This window comes from Paraburkholderia sp. XV (genome assembly GCF_020177535.1).
Classification (GTDB): domain Bacteria; phylum Pseudomonadota; class Gammaproteobacteria; order Burkholderiales; family Burkholderiaceae; genus Paraburkholderia; species Paraburkholderia caribensis.
Genome location: NZ_JAGUUD010000098.1, coordinates 15447 through 31376, shown reverse-complemented (window position 1 = coordinate 31376; position 15930 = coordinate 15447). Strand labels below are relative to the sequence as shown.

Below are 15930 nucleotides of genomic sequence, written 5' to 3'. Positions count from 1 at the left end.
CAAAGAAAAGTAGGTGCCGCCCCGCACAGGGGCGACGCCTGAAGCGAGCTAACAAATCGCGGATGCCAGCGCAAACTCATAACGCGCACGCCAGCGCAAAGGCAAATCACATAAGCGCTGCACAGCATCCATCAACATCCCGCCACCGGCGCAAAAACCGATCAATTGAGCCGCCGCCCATTCTCATCAAAGAAATGAACATGCTGCCCGGGCAACGCGACCTGAAGCCGTTCACCGGCCTGCGGCCGATGCCCATGCGGCAACCGCACGGTCACATCGTGCTTGCCCCAGCGCCCATGCGCGAGATTATCCGCGCCGAGCAATTCGCATGAATCAACGGCAAGTGCAGCCGTCGCCGCACCGGCATCGGAAGAGGGCGTCATATGCTCCGGCCGAATTCCAAGCACACACGCCCGGCCCCCCGTCACCTCGCGTCCGACGCACGGCACGCCCGCCAAAGGCAATCTCGGCCCCTCCCCAGCGACTTCAAAAAAAGCGCCATCCTCCGTGATCCAGCCGTTCAGCAAATTCATCCCCGGCGAGCCGATAAACCCGGCAACAAACGTCGTCGCCGGCCGCTCGTAAACCTCCGTGGGCGCACCGATCTGCTCCGCATGCCCGCGGTTCATCACGATTACACGCTGCGCGAGCGTCATCGCTTCGATCTGGTCGTGCGTCACGTACAGGCTCGTCGTCCTGAGACGGCCATGCAAACGCTGGATTTCGAGCCGCATCTGTACGCGCAGACGGGCATCCAGATTCGACAGCGGCTCGTCGAACAGAAACACAGCCGGCTCGCGCACGATCGCGCGGCCCATCGCAACCCGCTGTCGCTGGCCGCCCGACAACTCGCGCGGCTTTCTCGACAGCAGCGGTTCCAGTTCGAGAATCTTCGCAGCCGTCATGACGCGCGATTCGATCTTCGTTTTCGGCAGCCCCGCGATCTTCAGCGCATAGCCCATGTTCTCCGCAACCGTCATGTGCGGATAAAGCGCGTAGTTCTGAAACACCATCGCGATGTTGCGATCCTTCGGCTCCAGGTTGTTGACGACCTTGCCGTCGATCGCAATCTCACCCTCGGTGATCGCTTCCAGCCCCGCCACCATCCGCAGCAAGGTCGACTTGCCACAACCCGACGGCCCGACCATCACGACGAACTCGCCGTCCTCGACGTCCGCGTTGATTCCGTGCAGAACGTTCTGCTTTCCGTCGTACGATTTCTTCACGCCTTTGAGCGTCAGTGCAGACATGACTCTTTATCCTTATTTCTCAGCATCCACGAGACCGCGCACGAACCAGCGCTGCATCGCCAGCACGACGACGAGCGGCGGCAGCATCGCGAGCAGCGTCGCAGCCATCACGAGATGCCATTCGGTCGCGGTGTCGCCGGAAGCGATCATGCTCTTGATGCCGACCACGGCCGTCGTCAGCGATTGCTGGCTGGTGATCAGGATCGGCCACAAGTATTGATTCCAGCCGTAAATGAACGTGATCACGAAGAGCGCCGCAAGGTTTGTCTTCGACAGCGGCAGCACCACATCCCAGAAGAAGCGCAGCGGCCCCGCGCCGTCGATGCGCGCCGCTTCCATCAGCTCGTCGGGTAGCGTGAGGAAGAACTGGCGGAACAGGAACGTCGCGGTTGCGGACGCGATCAGCGGCAGCGTGAGCCCGGCGTACGTGTTGCTCAGATGCATCGACGACACAACCTGCACAGTCGGAAAGATGCGCACTTCGACGGGCAGCATCAGCGTGATGAAGATCAGCCAGAACGCGACGTTGCGGCCCGGAAAGCGGAAGAACACGATGGCGAACGCCGAGATGATCGACACGGCGATCTTGCCGATCGCGATCACCAGCGCCATCACGAGGCTGTTCAAGAGCATCGTGCCGAACGGGCTGGCCGCGTTGCCCGTGCCGTGCGTCCAGATGTTCGCGATGTTTTCGAACAGGTGCGTGCTGGGCACCAGCGACAGCGGCACGTTGAACACTTCGTGCTCGCTCATCGTCGCCGCGCAGAACGCGACGTAGACGGGGAACACGACCAGCACCACGCCGATCAGCAACACGACGTGGCAGAAGATATCGAAGCCGCGGCGATTCTCGATCATGAGTATTGAACCCTCCGCTCGATGAAACGGAACTGCACGACAGTCAGCCCGACCACGATCAGCATCAGCACCACCGATTGCGCGCCCGAGCTGCCGATATCGAGGCCCTGGAAGCCTTCGGCGAAGATCTTGTAGATCAGCGTGCGCGTCGATTGCGCGGGGCCGCCGCCCGTCGCGGCGTCGATGATCGGGAAGGTGTCGAAGAACGCGTAGACGAGATTGACGACGAGCAGAAAGAACGTCGTCGGAGACAGCAACGGCAGCGCGACGCCGAAGAAGCGCCGCACGGGACCCGCGCCGTCGATCGCGGCCGCTTCGATCAGCGAGCGCGGAATGGCCTGCAGTCCAGCGTAGAAGAACAGGAAGTTGTAGCTGACCTGCTTCCACACGGAGGCGAGCACGACGAGGAACATCGCCTGGCCCGGATTGAGCGCGTGATTCCAGACGATGCCCGCCTTGCCGAGCGCGAAGGTCGCGAGGCCGATGCTCGGGTTGAACAGGAACGACCAGAGCACGGCGGCAATCGCGGGTGCGACTGCATACGGCCAGATCAGCAGCGTCTGATAGGCTCTCGCGCCGCGTGTCACGCGATCGGCGCAGGCGGCGAACAGCAGCGAGATCGCGAGGCCCGACACGGTGACGAGCGCGCAGAAAATCAGCGTCGTTTCAAACGATGCAAGATACAGCGGGTCGCCGAATAGCTGCTTGAAGTTGCTCAAGCCGACAAATTCGCTCGACGTGCCGAATGCGTCCTGTGTCTGCGTCGATTGCCAGAGGGCTTCGCCCGCGGGCAGCAGAAAGAACAGCAGTGTGATCGCGAGTTGCGGTGCGACGAGCAGATACGGCAGGAGGCTGGTGCCGAAGCGGGAACGCTTGTCCATCGACGTCCTTAGCAACAGTGAGCGGTTGAGGCGCGCTACACGCTAACGCGTGAAAGCGCGCCTGTTTTGCGGATCAGTTGCCCGCTTTCTCGAAGCGGCGCAGCAGTTCGTCGCCGCGCGACACCGACGAATCGAGCGCATCCTTCGGCGTCTTCTTGTCCGACCAGACCTGTTCGAGTTCTTCGTCGATGATCGTGCGGATCTGCGGCATGTTGCCCAGACGCAGGCCCTTCGTGTACGGCAGAGGCGGCTTGTTCAGCATCTGCCTGATAGCCGTGTCGCTGCCGGGATTCTTCTCGTAGAAGCCCTGCTGCTGGGTCAACTGATACGCGGCCGTGGTGACGGGCAGATAACCCGTGTCCTGATGCCATTTGGCGGCGACGGGCGGCGAGCTGAGATAGGCGAGGAACTTCGCGACGCCCTTGTAGACGGCCGGGTCCTTGCCCGACAGCACCCACAGGCTCGCGCCGCCGATGATCGCGTTCTGCGGCGCGCCCTTTACGCTCGCGTCGTACGGCATCATGCCCGTGCCGAAGTCGAACTTCGCGTACTTGCGGATCGTCGCGAGCGAGCCGGACGAGTTCGTGATGATCCCGCAATCGCCGCTATAGAACTTCGACACCGGTTCGTCCTTGCGGCCGGCATAGGTGAACGCGCCTTCTTTCGCCATTTTCTGCAGGAACGTGATGTGCGCAATCTGCAGCGGTTTGTTGAATTCGAGCTTCGCGTCGGCGCCGTCGAAGCCGTTGTTCTCCGTCGCGAACGGCGCGCCGTGCCATGCGCTGTAGTTTTCGAGCTGAATCCAGCTTTGCCAGCCCGACGAATAGCCGCACGACATGCCCGCTGCTTTCAGCTTCAGCGCGTCCTGCTCCAGTTCGGCCCACGTCTTGGGCGGCGTGTTCGGATCGAGACCAGCTTTCTTGAATGCGTCCTTGTTGTAGTAGAGGACGGGCGTCGAGCTGTTGAACGGCATCGAGATCAGGTGACCTGTCTTCGAGTCGCTGTAATAGCTGGCGATGGTCGGCACGAAGCCTTTCTCGTCAAGCGTTATGCCCGCCTGCTTGAACACGTCGGAGACGGGAATGACGGCTTTCTTCGCCTGCATCATCGTAGCGGTGCCGACTTCGTAGACCTGCAGGATCGCGGGCGCGTTGCCGCTGCGATACGCGGCGATGCCGGCTGCGAGTGTCTGGTCATAGGTGCCCTTGAAGACGGGGACGATCTTGTAGTCGCTCTGCGATGCGTTGAAGTCGTTGGCGATCGTGTTCAGGCGTTCGCCGAGGGCGGCTTCCATCGCATGCCAGAACTGGATTTCAGTGGCGGCGTGAGCGCCTTGATGGACGCCGAAGGCCAGAACGGCCGCGACGGATAGCGAACGGAACAGCGGCTTGCAATGCATCGAGAGTCTCCTTCTTTTGCGGAAAGCGCGGAATTGCGGTCGCGCGATTCTAGTTGTGGTCGATGACAGGAAAGCGTCGGAGGTGTGGTGCGCGTGCTAGTTGTTGGTGCAAACAGTTTGGCGAAAGCGGAAATGTAGCATTGGTTGACCGGGAAAGGCTGTTTGAGTCGTGGTGCATATTCTCGAAAGGATTTGACACACTGTCTGAATTGAGCGCTTGCCATCGAGCTTTGGGCGCATGCAAGAATCGTCGACAGTCCTTTTTCGCTGGTGGTGCCGATGGCAGAGAACGATGTCGCAATTCAGCTTGATGCGAGCAACCAGGCCTTCGAGGCGTTGACGCCTTATTTCGGCGCGATGTGTTGCGAGGCCGCATCGTTCTGTTTCGAACAGCACGGACACGCTGTTCCGACCCGGGCCGCGTTGAGCGGCTGTGAGACGCCGCACGCGCATTTTCATTGGGCGCCGCCGGCACTGCAGGCTGCCGCGACATACCGCGACAAGGATGTCGCTGCGGAGAATGGTGCTTACGCGGTCGCCATCGCTGTGCTCAACCAGGTTCATGGCTATAGGGCCATTGAACGGTCCGCAAAGGGAACGGGTTTCGATTTCTGGATTGGCACGACGCAAGGAGACCTGCCGTTCAATGGCAAGGTGCGTCTGGAGGTCTCGGGAATCTTTGAGGGACAATCCCGTGTCGGTTCGCGGCTTACGAGCAAGTTGAAGCAGATGGCGCCGAGCGATCAAAGCGGCAGCGGGTTTGCCGTCGTTGCGGAGTTTGGCAGGCCAACGGTGGCAGTTGGAAAAAGGAAATCAAGTCATGGAGATGAGTGAGCAGGTCGCGTCTCTTCATCGACAGGCGATGGAGCACGCTGATGCAGCGTTGTACTTCCAGTCGCATGGCGACGAAGCCCGCTTCCTCGCGGAAACACTGCTCGCGCTCGACCTCGAGGAGCGCGCAGCCGGCATGCTGCCGTGCGCCGAATCCTCTGAGCCGACTCGCACCGTCTTGCTTCGCAGCGCGGCGACGCTTGCGCTGCGAAGCAAGCAACTGAGGCGCGCGGAGCGGCTCGTCGCGCAGGCACTGCTCGGCTTTGGACCAGAAGCACTCCTGGAAGAGGTTCGCGATGTTCTCGAACAGGTTCATTTCGACCGGCATCTTGCCGTGCGCGGTGGCGAACTTTCAGACAATGAGCTACAGGTGTCGCTGTCCGGGCAAGGCGTGTCGTTTGGCGTGATTGCAGTCAGCCAGTATCTCGACCGTGCGAAGAACATCGGGAGTCTGGTACGACGCACGGCGGAGCGATTGACCGGGCTTCCGTTTCAGCACAGGAGAGGGCGGGGCAAGGAATGTCCGGGTCTTTACATGGCAGCGCCACGTGCCGGCAGTTTCACGCTGACGTACCGCTTGGGAGTGCAGCCGTCGCTGGAGGGCCTCTGTGGTCCTGACGAGATATTGCCGACTTTGCTCGAAGACATCAAAGCGGTCGACAACGGCGACTGGCCCGCGTTGCGTAAGCGCATTGATGACGATGCGTACATGAACAACTTCGTCGGGTTGCTGCGACAGATTGCACCTGACGGCGCGAATGTAAGTCTGGTTGGCTTTACGGTGTATCGGAAGGGAATGGCGTTTCAGGTTCCCTTTCGCCGGAGCCGCCGGGAGTTGCTCGTCGATCAGTCCGCTGAATCGGCTAACGAGCTGGATATTGTGGAAGGCGTCTTGAGTGGGGCGGATCGTCAGACGAACATGGTCAAGGTCGACGGCACGCGCATCAAGGTGCCAGGCGGGTTTATTGACGATATCGTTCGACCGCTTTGGGGACAATCGGTGAGAGCAACCGTCGAGCGTCAACCTGGCACGAAGGCGCCGGTGTTGATCGACGTCGAGAGTCTGGAGATGTGACGAAGCGCCCGGTCGGCGCTTCTTTCGGTGAGGATATCGCCGGGACAGGCGGCCCGGCGATCAAAGGTGTCTATGAAGCAGACGTTAAACGGAAAGTTTGATGAATTTCCCCGCAATTTTCTGGTGTTTTTCGAGATGCGGAACGTTTGTATACGGTTTATTGTGTGTGGCTGCCATGTTGGGGCGTGGCGGCAGTGTGGCCTGTCAGCTGCCAAACGGCTAGGGCGGGGTTATAAGGGCCCTGCCGGGCGGTTTGGGGGGCTAGGGGGCATGCAAGGGGCCTATCAGGCTGGCTTGGTGGCGGCACTATTGCCCGGCTAAGGCATAACCCAAATAAAATGGGGTTCGATCATGTAGCGGGCCGGTGCAAGGGGGGGCACGGCGCAGCGGTAGCTTAGGTGCTTTGCTAGGCTAACGCGGTTGGGTTCTGGTTGCCCCTACCAAGGGGTGACAGGGGCGGCGGGCCCGCAGAGGTATCTATCTAGAAGAAGTGGAGGGGCGACAATCGTCTGTGCCCCTCCGTTGTTAAGCACTTGGTGTCCAGCACCAACTGCTTCCCGGGTTAGTCGAAGAGACTCAACTGACCGGGATGTGACCGCCAGTGCTGGCATACATGTTCGACCCGACCGAATCGGAACCGAGTGTATGCCGTCACATAGACGGTTTTCATCGTGGTAAGTCCGCGCATGGCGGCACCTCCAATCGAAATGGATTGGAGGGCAGTCGTTTGCCTGCGGTACCTAAGTGGTATACACTCAGGTTGTCCTAACCAGACGGTGCAGGTGCTTGGGTCGCCCTCATTCACCTGGAGCGCTTATGCTCCAAGGCCGGTTGCTAGCCGGTCTGTGCCAAGCAAGCCTCGACGCTGAACTCCTGCCAGAGTTTTGCGTCGGGGCTTCTTACTTTCTATGACATGTCGTGCTCTCCGCAGCTCGCCATCAGTTGTCTTCGCCTTCCGTGGCCTCGGTGGGCCGTTCGGTCTGATCCTGTTCTTCGTTCTCGTCCGGCGTCGCATCGCCGCTGAGATCTTCCTCATCGGCCCCACTGCCGTTTTTCGCCGGCCGCTTAGTTTTTGCCGCCGGATACCATTCAAGCAAGCCAAATTTGCCGTTCGGCAAGCGATGAAAAGTTACGGAATTCTTCGACAGGCTGATCCGTAACCCTCGTTTGGCATTGTCTTCGTTGCGCGTGTCGAAGGCGAACCCGCCTTCGATCAGGGCTGCATAAATCTCGTTTACCGTTGCGGGCCCTTTATCCAGCTTTCTACGCAACTCCAGAATTGCTCGTATCGCAGCCGCGAGCGGTTGACCATAGAACTGGTCTGACCGAATCGCAAGGTTCGCGGTGCCCTGCGTTTGCTTTTCTTCAAGCTCGTACAACAGCGGCAACCCTTCGATCTCGCAGAGTTCGTTGATGACCATTTTGGTCTTGGCCACAGCCCGCTCCTGGTCGAGCAATTTCGCCTGTAGCTTGGCTATTGCAAGTTGAATTGGATCGGACATTCCGGCCTCCTTTGAGGGTTATGCTCGAATTTACTGGATCGATCGGAGAATGTCTAGTGTCGGATGGAAAATTTCCCCGATATCTAGCAGCGACCGGCGCGATATCGCGGAAATAGTTTTGGGCTATGACAGATAAGTCATTGAATTTTAATGATATATTTCCCAAAAGATAGCGGGTTTGTGGTTCCGGTCTTCTGGCTTTGTGAGGTGTGGTGATGCGTGGTGATGTGAAGTGACGCGTAGTGAAGTGTCGTGAGGCATTGTGAAGCGAGGGATGGCGTGGAGGGGTGGCGCAGGGCTTGTGAAGTTCAGCGCGTCGCAACCTGACTTCGATTCGGAGAATTCCTTCGCATTCCTTAGATAGGTTGCGAAACAAATCGCCAGCATGGTCGCCTGAACTTTTCAGCGACAGTTGGTCCCCTTTGTCAGAGTCAGCGATCTGATATTGCTTGCCACTCTTGGGGCGATATGCGGCATAGCGGCGGCCGAGGGTATATATGCCAGCTTTGCCGTTGAGTTCGAACCGATAGCGCCAGACACCGGCTCCCTTGGATTTCACCTCGAGAAACAGCCCGTTACCGTCCGCAAGCCGTATAGGCGTCGCTTCACCGTTGTGGCCTACGCGCGGCTTGGCGTTGCGGCATTGCGTGTCGTTAAGCTTGGGCATGGTGGCTGCCGTATACGGTTTTGAGGTTTGTGCCCCTAATATATACCGCCTTGTATACGGTTTTTTGTGGATGCGGCGGGCGGTTGCCGGCACCGCATGGCAACAAAAAAGCCCGCAACCACAAGGGTTTGCGGGCTTGGCTGGCGCGGCGCGGTTTACGCTGGACGGCCAGTTTTGCTTAGACCTTAGACGTTGAACAAAAAGTTCATCACGTCGCCGTCATGCACGACGTACTCTTTGCCTTCCGCGCGCATCTTGCCCGCTTCCTTCGCGCCTTGCTCGCCCTTGAACTGGATGTAATCGTCAAAGCCGATCGTCTGCGCGCGAATAAACCCGCGTTCGAAGTCCGTGTGAATCGCGCCCGCCGCCTGCGGCGCGGTATCGCCCACATGAATCGTCCACGCGCGCACTTCCTTCACGCCCGCCGTGAAATACGTCTGCAGACCGAGCAGCTTGAAGCCCGCGCGAATCACACGGTTCAGGCCCGGCTCGTCCATGCCCATGTCGGCGAGGAACACTTCCTTGTCTTCATCGGCAAGATCGGCGATTTCCGCTTCGATCGCCGCGCACACGGCGACCACCGGCGCATTTTCCGTTTCGGCGTACTTGCGCACTGCGTCGAGGTGCGGATTGTTCTCGAAGCCGTCTTCCTTGACGTTCGCGACGTACATGGCCGGCTTGGCCGTAATCAGGCAGAACGGCTTGATCAGCAGACGCTCTTCTTCCGTCAGGTCGAGCCCGCGAACCGGCTTCGCCTGGTCCAGTTGCCCGCGAACCTTTTCCAGCACGGCAGCGAGCTTCACCGCTTCCTTGTCGTTGCCGGACTTCGCGGCCTTCGCATAGCGCGTGAGCGCCTTTTCGACCGTCGCGAGGTCGGCGAGCGCGAGTTCCGTGTTGATCACTTCGATGTCCGACACAGGATCGACCTTGCCCGCGACGTGAATCACGTTCTCGTCCTCGAAGCAGCGCACGACGTGCGTGATCGCATCCGTTTCACGGATGTTCGCGAGGAACTGGTTGCCGAGGCCTTCGCCCTTGCTTGCACCCGCCACCAGACCCGCGATGTCGACGAACTCGACCACGGCGGGCACGATGCGCTCAGGCTTGACGATGCCCGCGAGCGCCGTCAGACGCGCATCCGGCACTTCGACCACGCCGACGTTCGGCTCGATCGTGCAGAACGGATAGTTTTCGGCGGCGATGCCCGCCTTGGTCAGCGCATTGAACAGGGTGGACTTGCCGACGTTAGGCAGGCCGACGATGCCGCATTTGAGGCTCATGAAGGTTCTCTACAAAATCAGGTGGTGACAGGCTTCGGCAAACGGAGCGCGGGCTACATGTGGCGCGGCGCGATGCTGGCCGCGGCCCGCAAGTCCGCTGGCGCCGGGCATGTGCAAGAAGCACGCGCCGAAAACATGCGGCACAGGCGGACTGTCGCAAGACACCCGCCGCGCTGCAAACGCGCGCCGAAGGTGTCGGATAACCGAAAACCGCAATTGTAACCCTGTCCGGCGACGCGCTCGCGGCAGCGGGAGAAGCTGCGGCGCGCGTCGTTCGCTGCGCGAGCGCGTGCATATGCAGTCCGCAATCGACGAGACTTGTGCCCGATCTGCATCAATCACTGCTCAAACAACGCCGAAACCGCGCGTAAAGCCTGTTCCGCCGATCCGTCCCCGGCACCCCTCACAGCTATAATGGCCGGATGAATGCTCACCATCAGTCCTTCGACGTCGCCGTGATCGGCGGCGGGCTCGTCGGCAAGACGGCGGCGCTTGCGCTCACGCAAAGCGGCCTGCGCGTCGCATTGCTCGCGCAGCATTGTCAGCCGCTGCCCGCCGGCGCCGTATTCGATTCGCGCGTCTACGCGCTATCCGCGAGTTCGCAGGCGCTGCTCGAACGTCTGCGCGTCTGGCAGGCGCTCGACACGGCGCGGCTCGCGCCCGTCTACGACATGCGCGTCTACGGCGACGCACACGCTGAACTGCATTTCTCGGCGTTTCAGGCGTCCGTGCCGCAACTCGCGTGGATCGCCGAGTCGTCGCTGATCGAACAGGCGCTGGACGCCGCACTGCGCTTCCAGCCCAACCTCACGTGGCTGGACACTCGGGCGCAGGGGCTCGACGTCAAGACGGGCGGCGCGACCATCGGTCTCGCGAATGGCAACGTGCTCGAAGCGGATCTCGTGGTCGGCGCGGACGGCGCGCATTCCTGGGTGCGCGCGCAGATCGGCGCGAAGGTCAACCGGCGCGACTACCGGCAGACGGGCGTCGTCGCGAACTTCAAGGCCGGGCGGCCGCACGGCGAGACTGCGTATCAGTGGTTCCGCGACGGCGAGATCATCGCGCTGCTGCCGCTGCCGGACGGCCATGTGTCGCTGGTCTGGTCGGCGATGACCGATCACGCGAACACTCTCGTCAAGCTCGATCCCGCGCAACTCGCGGCGGAAGTCGAACGGGCGACGATGGGCGCGCTCGGCACGCTCGAATGCGTGACGCCCGCCCAGGGCTTTCCGCTCGCGCTGCAAACCGTCGACCGGCTGGTCGCACCGCGCGTCGCGCTGGTCGGCGATGCCGCGCACCTGATCCATCCGCTCGCGGGGCAGGGCATGAATCTGGGCTTGCGCGACGTGGCGTCGCTGGTGGACGTGATCGTGAAGAAAGAGGCGTTCCGCGATATCGGCGACACGGTGCTGTTGCGCCGCTACGAGCGCTCGCGCAGCGAAGACATCCGCGCGCTCACCATCGCCACCGACGGCCTGCAGAAGCTGTTCGGGCTGCCGGGCAATATCGCGCGCGCGGTTCGCAACACGGGCATGGCATTCGTTGGCGCGCAGCCGCTGGTCAAACGCTGGCTGGTCTCGGCGGCGCTGGGCTGAACAATGCGCCAGCCGCGTGCCTGGTGGAACGGCACGGCGGCGCGCGCGATCTGACAGGATCGACCGCAAGGCATACCATCTGCGCAGCACCGCCTGATGCACCCCCACACGCATCGATGCAAGAGGGAACACACCGGCACACAACCGGAAACCCGCGCAGAACTTGAACACAGGCGCAGACGAGCGGCAAACGGGCCGCGCGCCGAACCGAATCAGGAGCAGCAGCATGAAGAAACGTATCCGTCTCGCCGCGTTGGCGCTGGCCGCCGCGACTATCGGCCTCGGCTGTTCGGCGCAGGCCGACCAGACCACCGACAAGCTCAAGTCGACGCTGCAATCGCGTCTGAGCGAAGCGACCATCAAGAGCGTGTCGAAGTCGCCGATCGACGGGCTTTACGAGGTGAACCTCGGCTCGCAGATCGTCTACAGCGACGCGACGGGCGACCATCTGATTCTCGGCGACATGATCGACGCCAAGACACGCAAGAATCTGACGGAAGCGCGCCTGTCCGAAACCAACCGCATCGATTTCGCGAGCCTGCCGTTCGCGAACGCGGTGAAAGTGGTGAAGGGCAATGGCAGCCGCAAGATCGCCGTGTTCTCCGATCCGAACTGCCCGTACTGCAAGCAGCTCGAAACGACGTTGAAGTCGATGGATAACATCACCGTCTACACGTTCCTGTATCCCGTTCTGTCGCCGGACTCGACGGTGAAGTCGAAGTCGATCTGGTGTTCGTCGGACCGCGCGAAGGCATGGGAAGCCTGGATGCAGGATCACCGCGCGCCGACCGCCGCGGGCACCTGCGACACGGCCGCGATCGACAAGAACCTCGCGCTCGGGCAGTCGATGAACGTCAGCGGCACGCCCACCGTGTTCCTCGCGGATGGCCGCCGCCTGCCGGGCGCCGTGCCGGCGGACGAACTGGACAAGGCGTTGTCGTCGGTGCGCTGAACTGCACCCATCGTCCGAATCTGTTTGAAAGGAGGCGCGCGGCGCCTCCTGTCGTTTTCTTCACGAGTTTCCACACACGAGCGCCGATGAAGCCGATCCGCTACACCATCGTACCGAAGCAACCCGCCGCCCATCTTTTCGAAGTCACCGTGACCGTCGCCGAGCCCGATCCGTCGGGCCAGCGCTTCATGCTGCCCGTGTGGATTCCCGGCAGCTATATGGTCCGCGAGTTCGCGCGCAATATCGTCACGCTGCGCGCGTTCAACGACGCGGGCCGCAAGGTGCGGCTCGAAAAGACCGACAAGCACGCGTGGCAGGCGGCGCCCGTCAAGGGCGCGCTGACGCTGCGCTACGAGGTCTACGCCTGGGACCTGTCGGTGCGGGCCGCGCATCTCGACGACACCACGGGCTTCTTCAACGGCACGAGCGTGTTTCTGTCGCCGCTCGGGTTCGAGGATGCGCCCTGCGTCGTCGATATCCAGAAGCCGGCCGGTCCTCAGTTCCGCAACTGGCGCGTGGCGACGGCACTGACGGAAGCGCGCGGCACGAAGCGCTACGGCTTTGGCGAGTACAGCGCGCAGAACTACGACGAGCTGATCGATCATCCCGTCACGCTCGGCGAATTCGAGCTCGCGACGTTCAAGGCGCACGGCGTGCCGCACGACATCGTGATCGCCGGGCGCGTGACGAGTTTGGACATGACGCGGCTGTCGGCGGATCTGAAGCGCGTGTGCGAAGCGCAGATCGCGCTGTTCGAGCCGCGCTCGAAAAAGGCGCCGATGGACCGCTACGTCTTCATGACGCAAGCCGTCACCGATGGCTACGGCGGGCTGGAGCATCGCGCATCGACGGCGCTGATCTGCAATCGCGGGGATTTGCCCGTCGAAGGCCGCGACGAGACGACGGACGGCTATCGCACGTATCTCGGCCTGTGCAGCCACGAATACTTCCACACGTGGAACGTGAAGCGCATCAAGCCCGCCGTGTTCGCGCCGTACGATCTGACGCAAGAAAATTACACGTCGCTGCTGTGGCTGTTCGAAGGCTTCACGTCGTACTACGACGATCTGATGCTCGTGCGCAGCGGCCTGATCAAGGATACCGACTACTTCACGCTGCTCGGCAAGACGATCGGCGGCGTGCTGCGCGGCAGCGGACGCCTGAAGCAGACGGTCGCCGAAAGCTCGTTCGACGCATGGGTGAAGTACTACCGTCAGGACGAAAACGCCGCGAATGCGATCGTCAGCTATTACACGAAGGGCTCGCTGGTCGCGCTCGCGTTCGATCTGACGATTCGCGCGCAAACGCAGAACCGCAAATCGCTCGACGACGTGATGCGCCTGCTGTGGCAGCGCTACGGTCGCGACTTCTACAACGGCAAGGCGCAGGGCATCGAGGAAGCCGACGTCGAGGCGCTGTTCGCCGAGGCGACGGGCGCGGACCTGTCGGAGCTTTTCGCGGACGGCGTGCGCGGCACGCGCGATCTGCCGCTCGACACGCTGCTCGCTTCGTTCGGCGTGACGCTCGAAGCGGACGTCGATCCGAAGGGCAAGCCGTCGCTCGGCGCGCGCGTGCGCGGCGGCGCGGACTGCACGCTGGCGGCCGTTCATGACGGCAGCGCGGCGCAGAAGGCTGGCCTGTCGGCGGGCGACGTGCTGATTGCCATCGACGGCCTGCGCGTGACGGGCTCGAACCTCGACGCGCTGCTGTCGCGCTACCAGCCCGGCGCGAAGGTCGAGGTGCACGCGTTCCGGCGCGACGAGCTGCGCGTCGCGCAGGTCAAGCTGGACGGACCGGAAGTCTCGCGCTACAAGCTCACCGCGAACGATAAGCGCGCGGCGGCCGTGACGGCCCGCAAACGCTGGCTGGGCGGCAAGTAACAGACAAATAAGTGCTCGCCGAGCCACCCGGCGCGGCGAGATTCCCGGCGGCGGATTGTTCTACCGTTGCAACAATCCGTCGCTGCCGCGCTACTTTTTCCCGGGCGGGTAAAAAAACACAATGGCTCCACTCGCGCAACACAGCGCGCCCCCTACTGGAGTCACAGATGACCACGATCCTGCAAATCAACTCGTCGGCTCGCTCGCAAGGCGCTCAATCGACGCTGCTGGCCAACGAACTGACGGCGAAGCTGCAACAATCGAATCCGGGCGCGCAAGTCGTCGTCCGCAATCTGCACGAAGACGCGCTGCCCCACCTCGACGACGCGATCCTCGGCGCGTTCTTCACGCCGGCCGAGCAGCGCACGGCCGAGCAGCAAGCGATCGCAGCGCGCAGCGAAGCGCTGATCGCCGAACTGCAAGCCGCCGACATCGTCGTGATCGGTGCGCCGCTGTACAACTTCGGCATCTCGTCGCAACTGAAGACGTACTTCGACTTCATCGCACGCGCTGGCATCACGTTCAAGTACGGCGCGAACGGTCCGGAAGGCCTCGTGACGGGCAAGAAGGTGTTCGTGGTGTCGGCACGCGGCGGCAAGTACCTCGGTACGCCGGGCGATTCGCAGACGCCTTATCTGAAAACGTTCCTCGGCTTCCTTGGCATGACGGACGTGAACTTCATCTACGCGGAAGGCCTGAACATGGGCCCCGACGCAGCAAACGCGGCACTGGCCGGCGCGCGCGAAGCGATCGCTGCTGCCTGATCCGTCTGAAACGGTTATGCGGTGAGCCATCCGGCTGGCCGCCTGCTCTTCGATACGGTGATCGGCCGTATCGCGACGGCAAAACAAAACGCCACGGAACACAATTCCGTGGCGTTTTCTTTTTGGGGACGTGCGCGGGTCGGCTTGCGTGTCAGGCGAACACTTCGCCCGTCTCCGGCAAACGCCAGTCGATGGGCTGACGGCCGTGCGCTTCGAGAAATTCGTTGGCGAGCGCGAAATGCCGGCAGCCGAGAAATCCGCGATGCGCGGACAGCGGCGACGGGTGCGGCGCTTCCAGCACGCAATGCGACTTGCCGCCGAGCAGCGCGCGTTTGGCTTGCGCATGTGCGCCCCACAGCATGAACACGAGCCCATCGTGACGCATCGCGAGTTCGTGGATCAGCGTGTCGGTGCATTTTTCCCAGCCGCGCTTCGCGTGACTCGCGGCGCGATCGCGTTCGACGGTCAGCACCGTGTTGAGCAGCAGCACGCCTTGTCGCGCCCACGCATCGAGACAGCCGTGTTGCGGCGCCTCGTGGCCGAGGCTCGTGGCGATTTCCTTGAAGATGTTGCGCAGCGACGGCGGCGGCCGCACCGAAGGCGGCACTGAAAACGCGAGTCCGTGCGCCTGCGGCGTGCCGCGGTCTTCGCCGTGATACGGGTCCTGGCCGAGAATCACGACCTTGACGTCGTCGGGACTCGTGAGCCGCAGCGCACGGAATACGTCGGCGGGATAGACAGTCTTGCCGGACGCGCGTTCGCCATCGACGAACTGGCATAGCGGCGCGTACGTGTCGCTATCGATAAACGGTTTGAGATGCGCGTGCCACGCCGGCGGCAGGGCTTCGAATTGGGATTCGAGCGTCTGAAAACCAGTGGCGGGAGAGGGGGCGCTGTCGTCGTCGGTAAAGAGCGACGGCTGCGTCGGCGGGAGCTGAGAGCGTTTTGCGGAATTCATGGCGGGCTAGTGTGGCAGCAAACTGGCGCGCGCTCAAG

At 62.1% G+C, this 15930-nt stretch carries 13 protein-coding genes and 1 pseudogene; 6 read left to right on the top strand and 8 right to left on the bottom strand.

What is annotated here, in order from left to right; translation table 11 throughout:
- Positions 1-161 precede the first annotated feature (161 nt).
- From KFO72_RS32310 to ugpB, 4 genes are all read right to left on the bottom strand, one after another.
- Positions 162-1250, bottom strand: coding sequence for a sn-glycerol-3-phosphate import ATP-binding protein UgpC (locus KFO72_RS32310; RefSeq protein WP_225033820.1), 1089 nt, complete (start codon positions 1248-1250; stop codon positions 162-164).
- Positions 1251-1262: 12 nt separating this feature from the next.
- Positions 1263-2108, bottom strand: coding sequence for a sn-glycerol-3-phosphate ABC transporter permease UgpE (gene ugpE, locus KFO72_RS32305; RefSeq protein WP_054929082.1), 846 nt, complete (start codon positions 2106-2108; stop codon positions 1263-1265).
- The gene (gene ugpA, locus KFO72_RS32300; protein WP_054929081.1) at positions 2105-2989 is read right to left on the bottom strand and encodes a sn-glycerol-3-phosphate ABC transporter permease UgpA; all 885 of its coding nucleotides are present in this window, start codon (positions 2987-2989) and stop codon (positions 2105-2107) included. Before ugpA ends, ugpE begins: the two co-directional genes overlap by 4 nt.
- A 73-nt stretch (positions 2990-3062) precedes the next feature.
- Positions 3063-4388, bottom strand: a complete 1326-nt coding sequence (ugpB, locus tag KFO72_RS32295) for a sn-glycerol-3-phosphate ABC transporter substrate-binding protein UgpB (RefSeq protein WP_225033819.1) — start codon at positions 4386-4388, stop codon at positions 3063-3065.
- Between the two features lie 279 nt (positions 4389-4667).
- Here ugpB and KFO72_RS32290 point away from each other — a divergent pair, with 279 nt between their 5' ends.
- Both KFO72_RS32290 and KFO72_RS32285 read left to right on the top strand, forming a co-directional pair.
- The gene (locus KFO72_RS32290) at positions 4668-5222 is read left to right on the top strand and encodes a hypothetical protein (protein ID WP_225033818.1); all 555 of its coding nucleotides are present in this window, start codon (positions 4668-4670) and stop codon (positions 5220-5222) included.
- A complete protein-coding gene (locus KFO72_RS32285; protein WP_225033817.1) occupies positions 5188-6294 on the top strand; it encodes a hypothetical protein in 1107 nt (368 codons plus the stop codon). Before KFO72_RS32290 ends, KFO72_RS32285 begins: the two co-directional genes overlap by 35 nt.
- 938 nt (positions 6295-7232) lie before the next feature.
- Here the strand turns inward: KFO72_RS32285 and KFO72_RS32280 are convergent.
- The 3 genes and pseudogenes from KFO72_RS32280 to ychF all read right to left on the bottom strand — a co-directional run bounded on the left by KFO72_RS32280 (position 7233) and on the right by ychF (position 9743).
- On the bottom strand, positions 7233-7796 hold the full coding sequence (locus KFO72_RS32280; RefSeq protein WP_225033816.1) for a hypothetical protein: 564 nt from the start codon (positions 7794-7796) through the stop codon (positions 7233-7235).
- A gap of 487 nt (positions 7797-8283) precedes the next feature.
- Positions 8284-8463 (bottom strand): annotated as a pseudogene (locus KFO72_RS42620) (Arm DNA-binding domain-containing protein); the annotation flags it as partial.
- A 185-nt stretch (positions 8464-8648) separates the two neighbouring features.
- Positions 8649-9743, bottom strand: a complete 1095-nt coding sequence (ychF, locus tag KFO72_RS32275) for a redox-regulated ATPase YchF (RefSeq protein WP_225033815.1) — start codon at positions 9741-9743, stop codon at positions 8649-8651.
- A 422-nt stretch (positions 9744-10165) separates the two neighbouring features.
- On the opposite strand from ychF, the gene KFO72_RS32270 reads away from it, so the two are divergent.
- The 4 genes from KFO72_RS32270 (at position 10166) to KFO72_RS32255 (ending at position 14934) form a co-directional block, all read left to right on the top strand.
- On the top strand, positions 10166-11338 hold the full coding sequence (locus tag KFO72_RS32270; protein ID WP_060599638.1) for a UbiH/UbiF family hydroxylase: 1173 nt from the start codon (positions 10166-10168) through the stop codon (positions 11336-11338).
- A gap of 226 nt (positions 11339-11564) precedes the next feature.
- Positions 11565-12290: a DsbC family protein gene (locus KFO72_RS32265; RefSeq protein ID WP_054929076.1), complete on the top strand. Its 726-nt coding sequence runs from the start codon at positions 11565-11567 to the stop codon at positions 12288-12290.
- Between the two features lie 86 nt (positions 12291-12376).
- Positions 12377-14170 (top strand): M61 family metallopeptidase, encoded by a 1794-nt coding sequence (locus KFO72_RS32260; RefSeq protein WP_224101296.1) that lies wholly within the window; start codon positions 12377-12379, stop codon positions 14168-14170.
- A gap of 167 nt (positions 14171-14337) precedes the next feature.
- Complete coding sequence (locus KFO72_RS32255) at positions 14338-14934, top strand: FMN-dependent NADH-azoreductase (RefSeq protein ID WP_054929074.1); 597 nt, start codon at positions 14338-14340, stop codon at positions 14932-14934.
- A gap of 151 nt (positions 14935-15085) precedes the next feature.
- Here KFO72_RS32255 and KFO72_RS32250 read toward each other — a convergent pair whose 3' ends face one another.
- Complete coding sequence (locus KFO72_RS32250) at positions 15086-15892, bottom strand: uracil-DNA glycosylase (protein ID WP_225033814.1); 807 nt, start codon at positions 15890-15892, stop codon at positions 15086-15088.
- Positions 15893-15930 lie beyond the last annotated feature (38 nt).

Coding starts and splice junctions, on each gene's coding strand:
- KFO72_RS32270 (WP_060599638.1), top strand. CDS start 10,166: ATGAATGCTCACCATCAGTCCTTCGACGTCGCCGTGATCGGCGGCGGG.
- ugpA (WP_054929081.1), bottom strand. CDS start 2,989: ATGGACAAGCGTTCCCGCTTCGGCACCAGCCTCCTGCCGTATCTGCTC.
- ugpB (WP_225033819.1), bottom strand. CDS start 4,388: ATGCATTGCAAGCCGCTGTTCCGTTCGCTATCCGTCGCGGCCGTTCTG.
- KFO72_RS32255 (WP_054929074.1), top strand. CDS start 14,338: ATGACCACGATCCTGCAAATCAACTCGTCGGCTCGCTCGCAAGGCGCT.
- KFO72_RS32250 (WP_225033814.1), bottom strand. CDS start 15,892: ATGAATTCCGCAAAACGCTCTCAGCTCCCGCCGACGCAGCCGTCGCTC.
- ychF (WP_225033815.1), bottom strand. CDS start 9,743: ATGAGCCTCAAATGCGGCATCGTCGGCCTGCCTAACGTCGGCAAGTCC.
- KFO72_RS32290 (WP_225033818.1), top strand. CDS start 4,668: ATGGCAGAGAACGATGTCGCAATTCAGCTTGATGCGAGCAACCAGGCC.
- KFO72_RS32280 (WP_225033816.1), bottom strand. CDS start 7,796: ATGTCCGATCCAATTCAACTTGCAATAGCCAAGCTACAGGCGAAATTG.
- KFO72_RS32260 (WP_224101296.1), top strand. CDS start 12,377: ATGAAGCCGATCCGCTACACCATCGTACCGAAGCAACCCGCCGCCCAT.
- KFO72_RS32265 (WP_054929076.1), top strand. CDS start 11,565: ATGAAGAAACGTATCCGTCTCGCCGCGTTGGCGCTGGCCGCCGCGACT.
- ugpE (WP_054929082.1), bottom strand. CDS start 2,108: ATGATCGAGAATCGCCGCGGCTTCGATATCTTCTGCCACGTCGTGTTG.
- KFO72_RS32310 (WP_225033820.1), bottom strand. CDS start 1,250: ATGTCTGCACTGACGCTCAAAGGCGTGAAGAAATCGTACGACGGAAAG.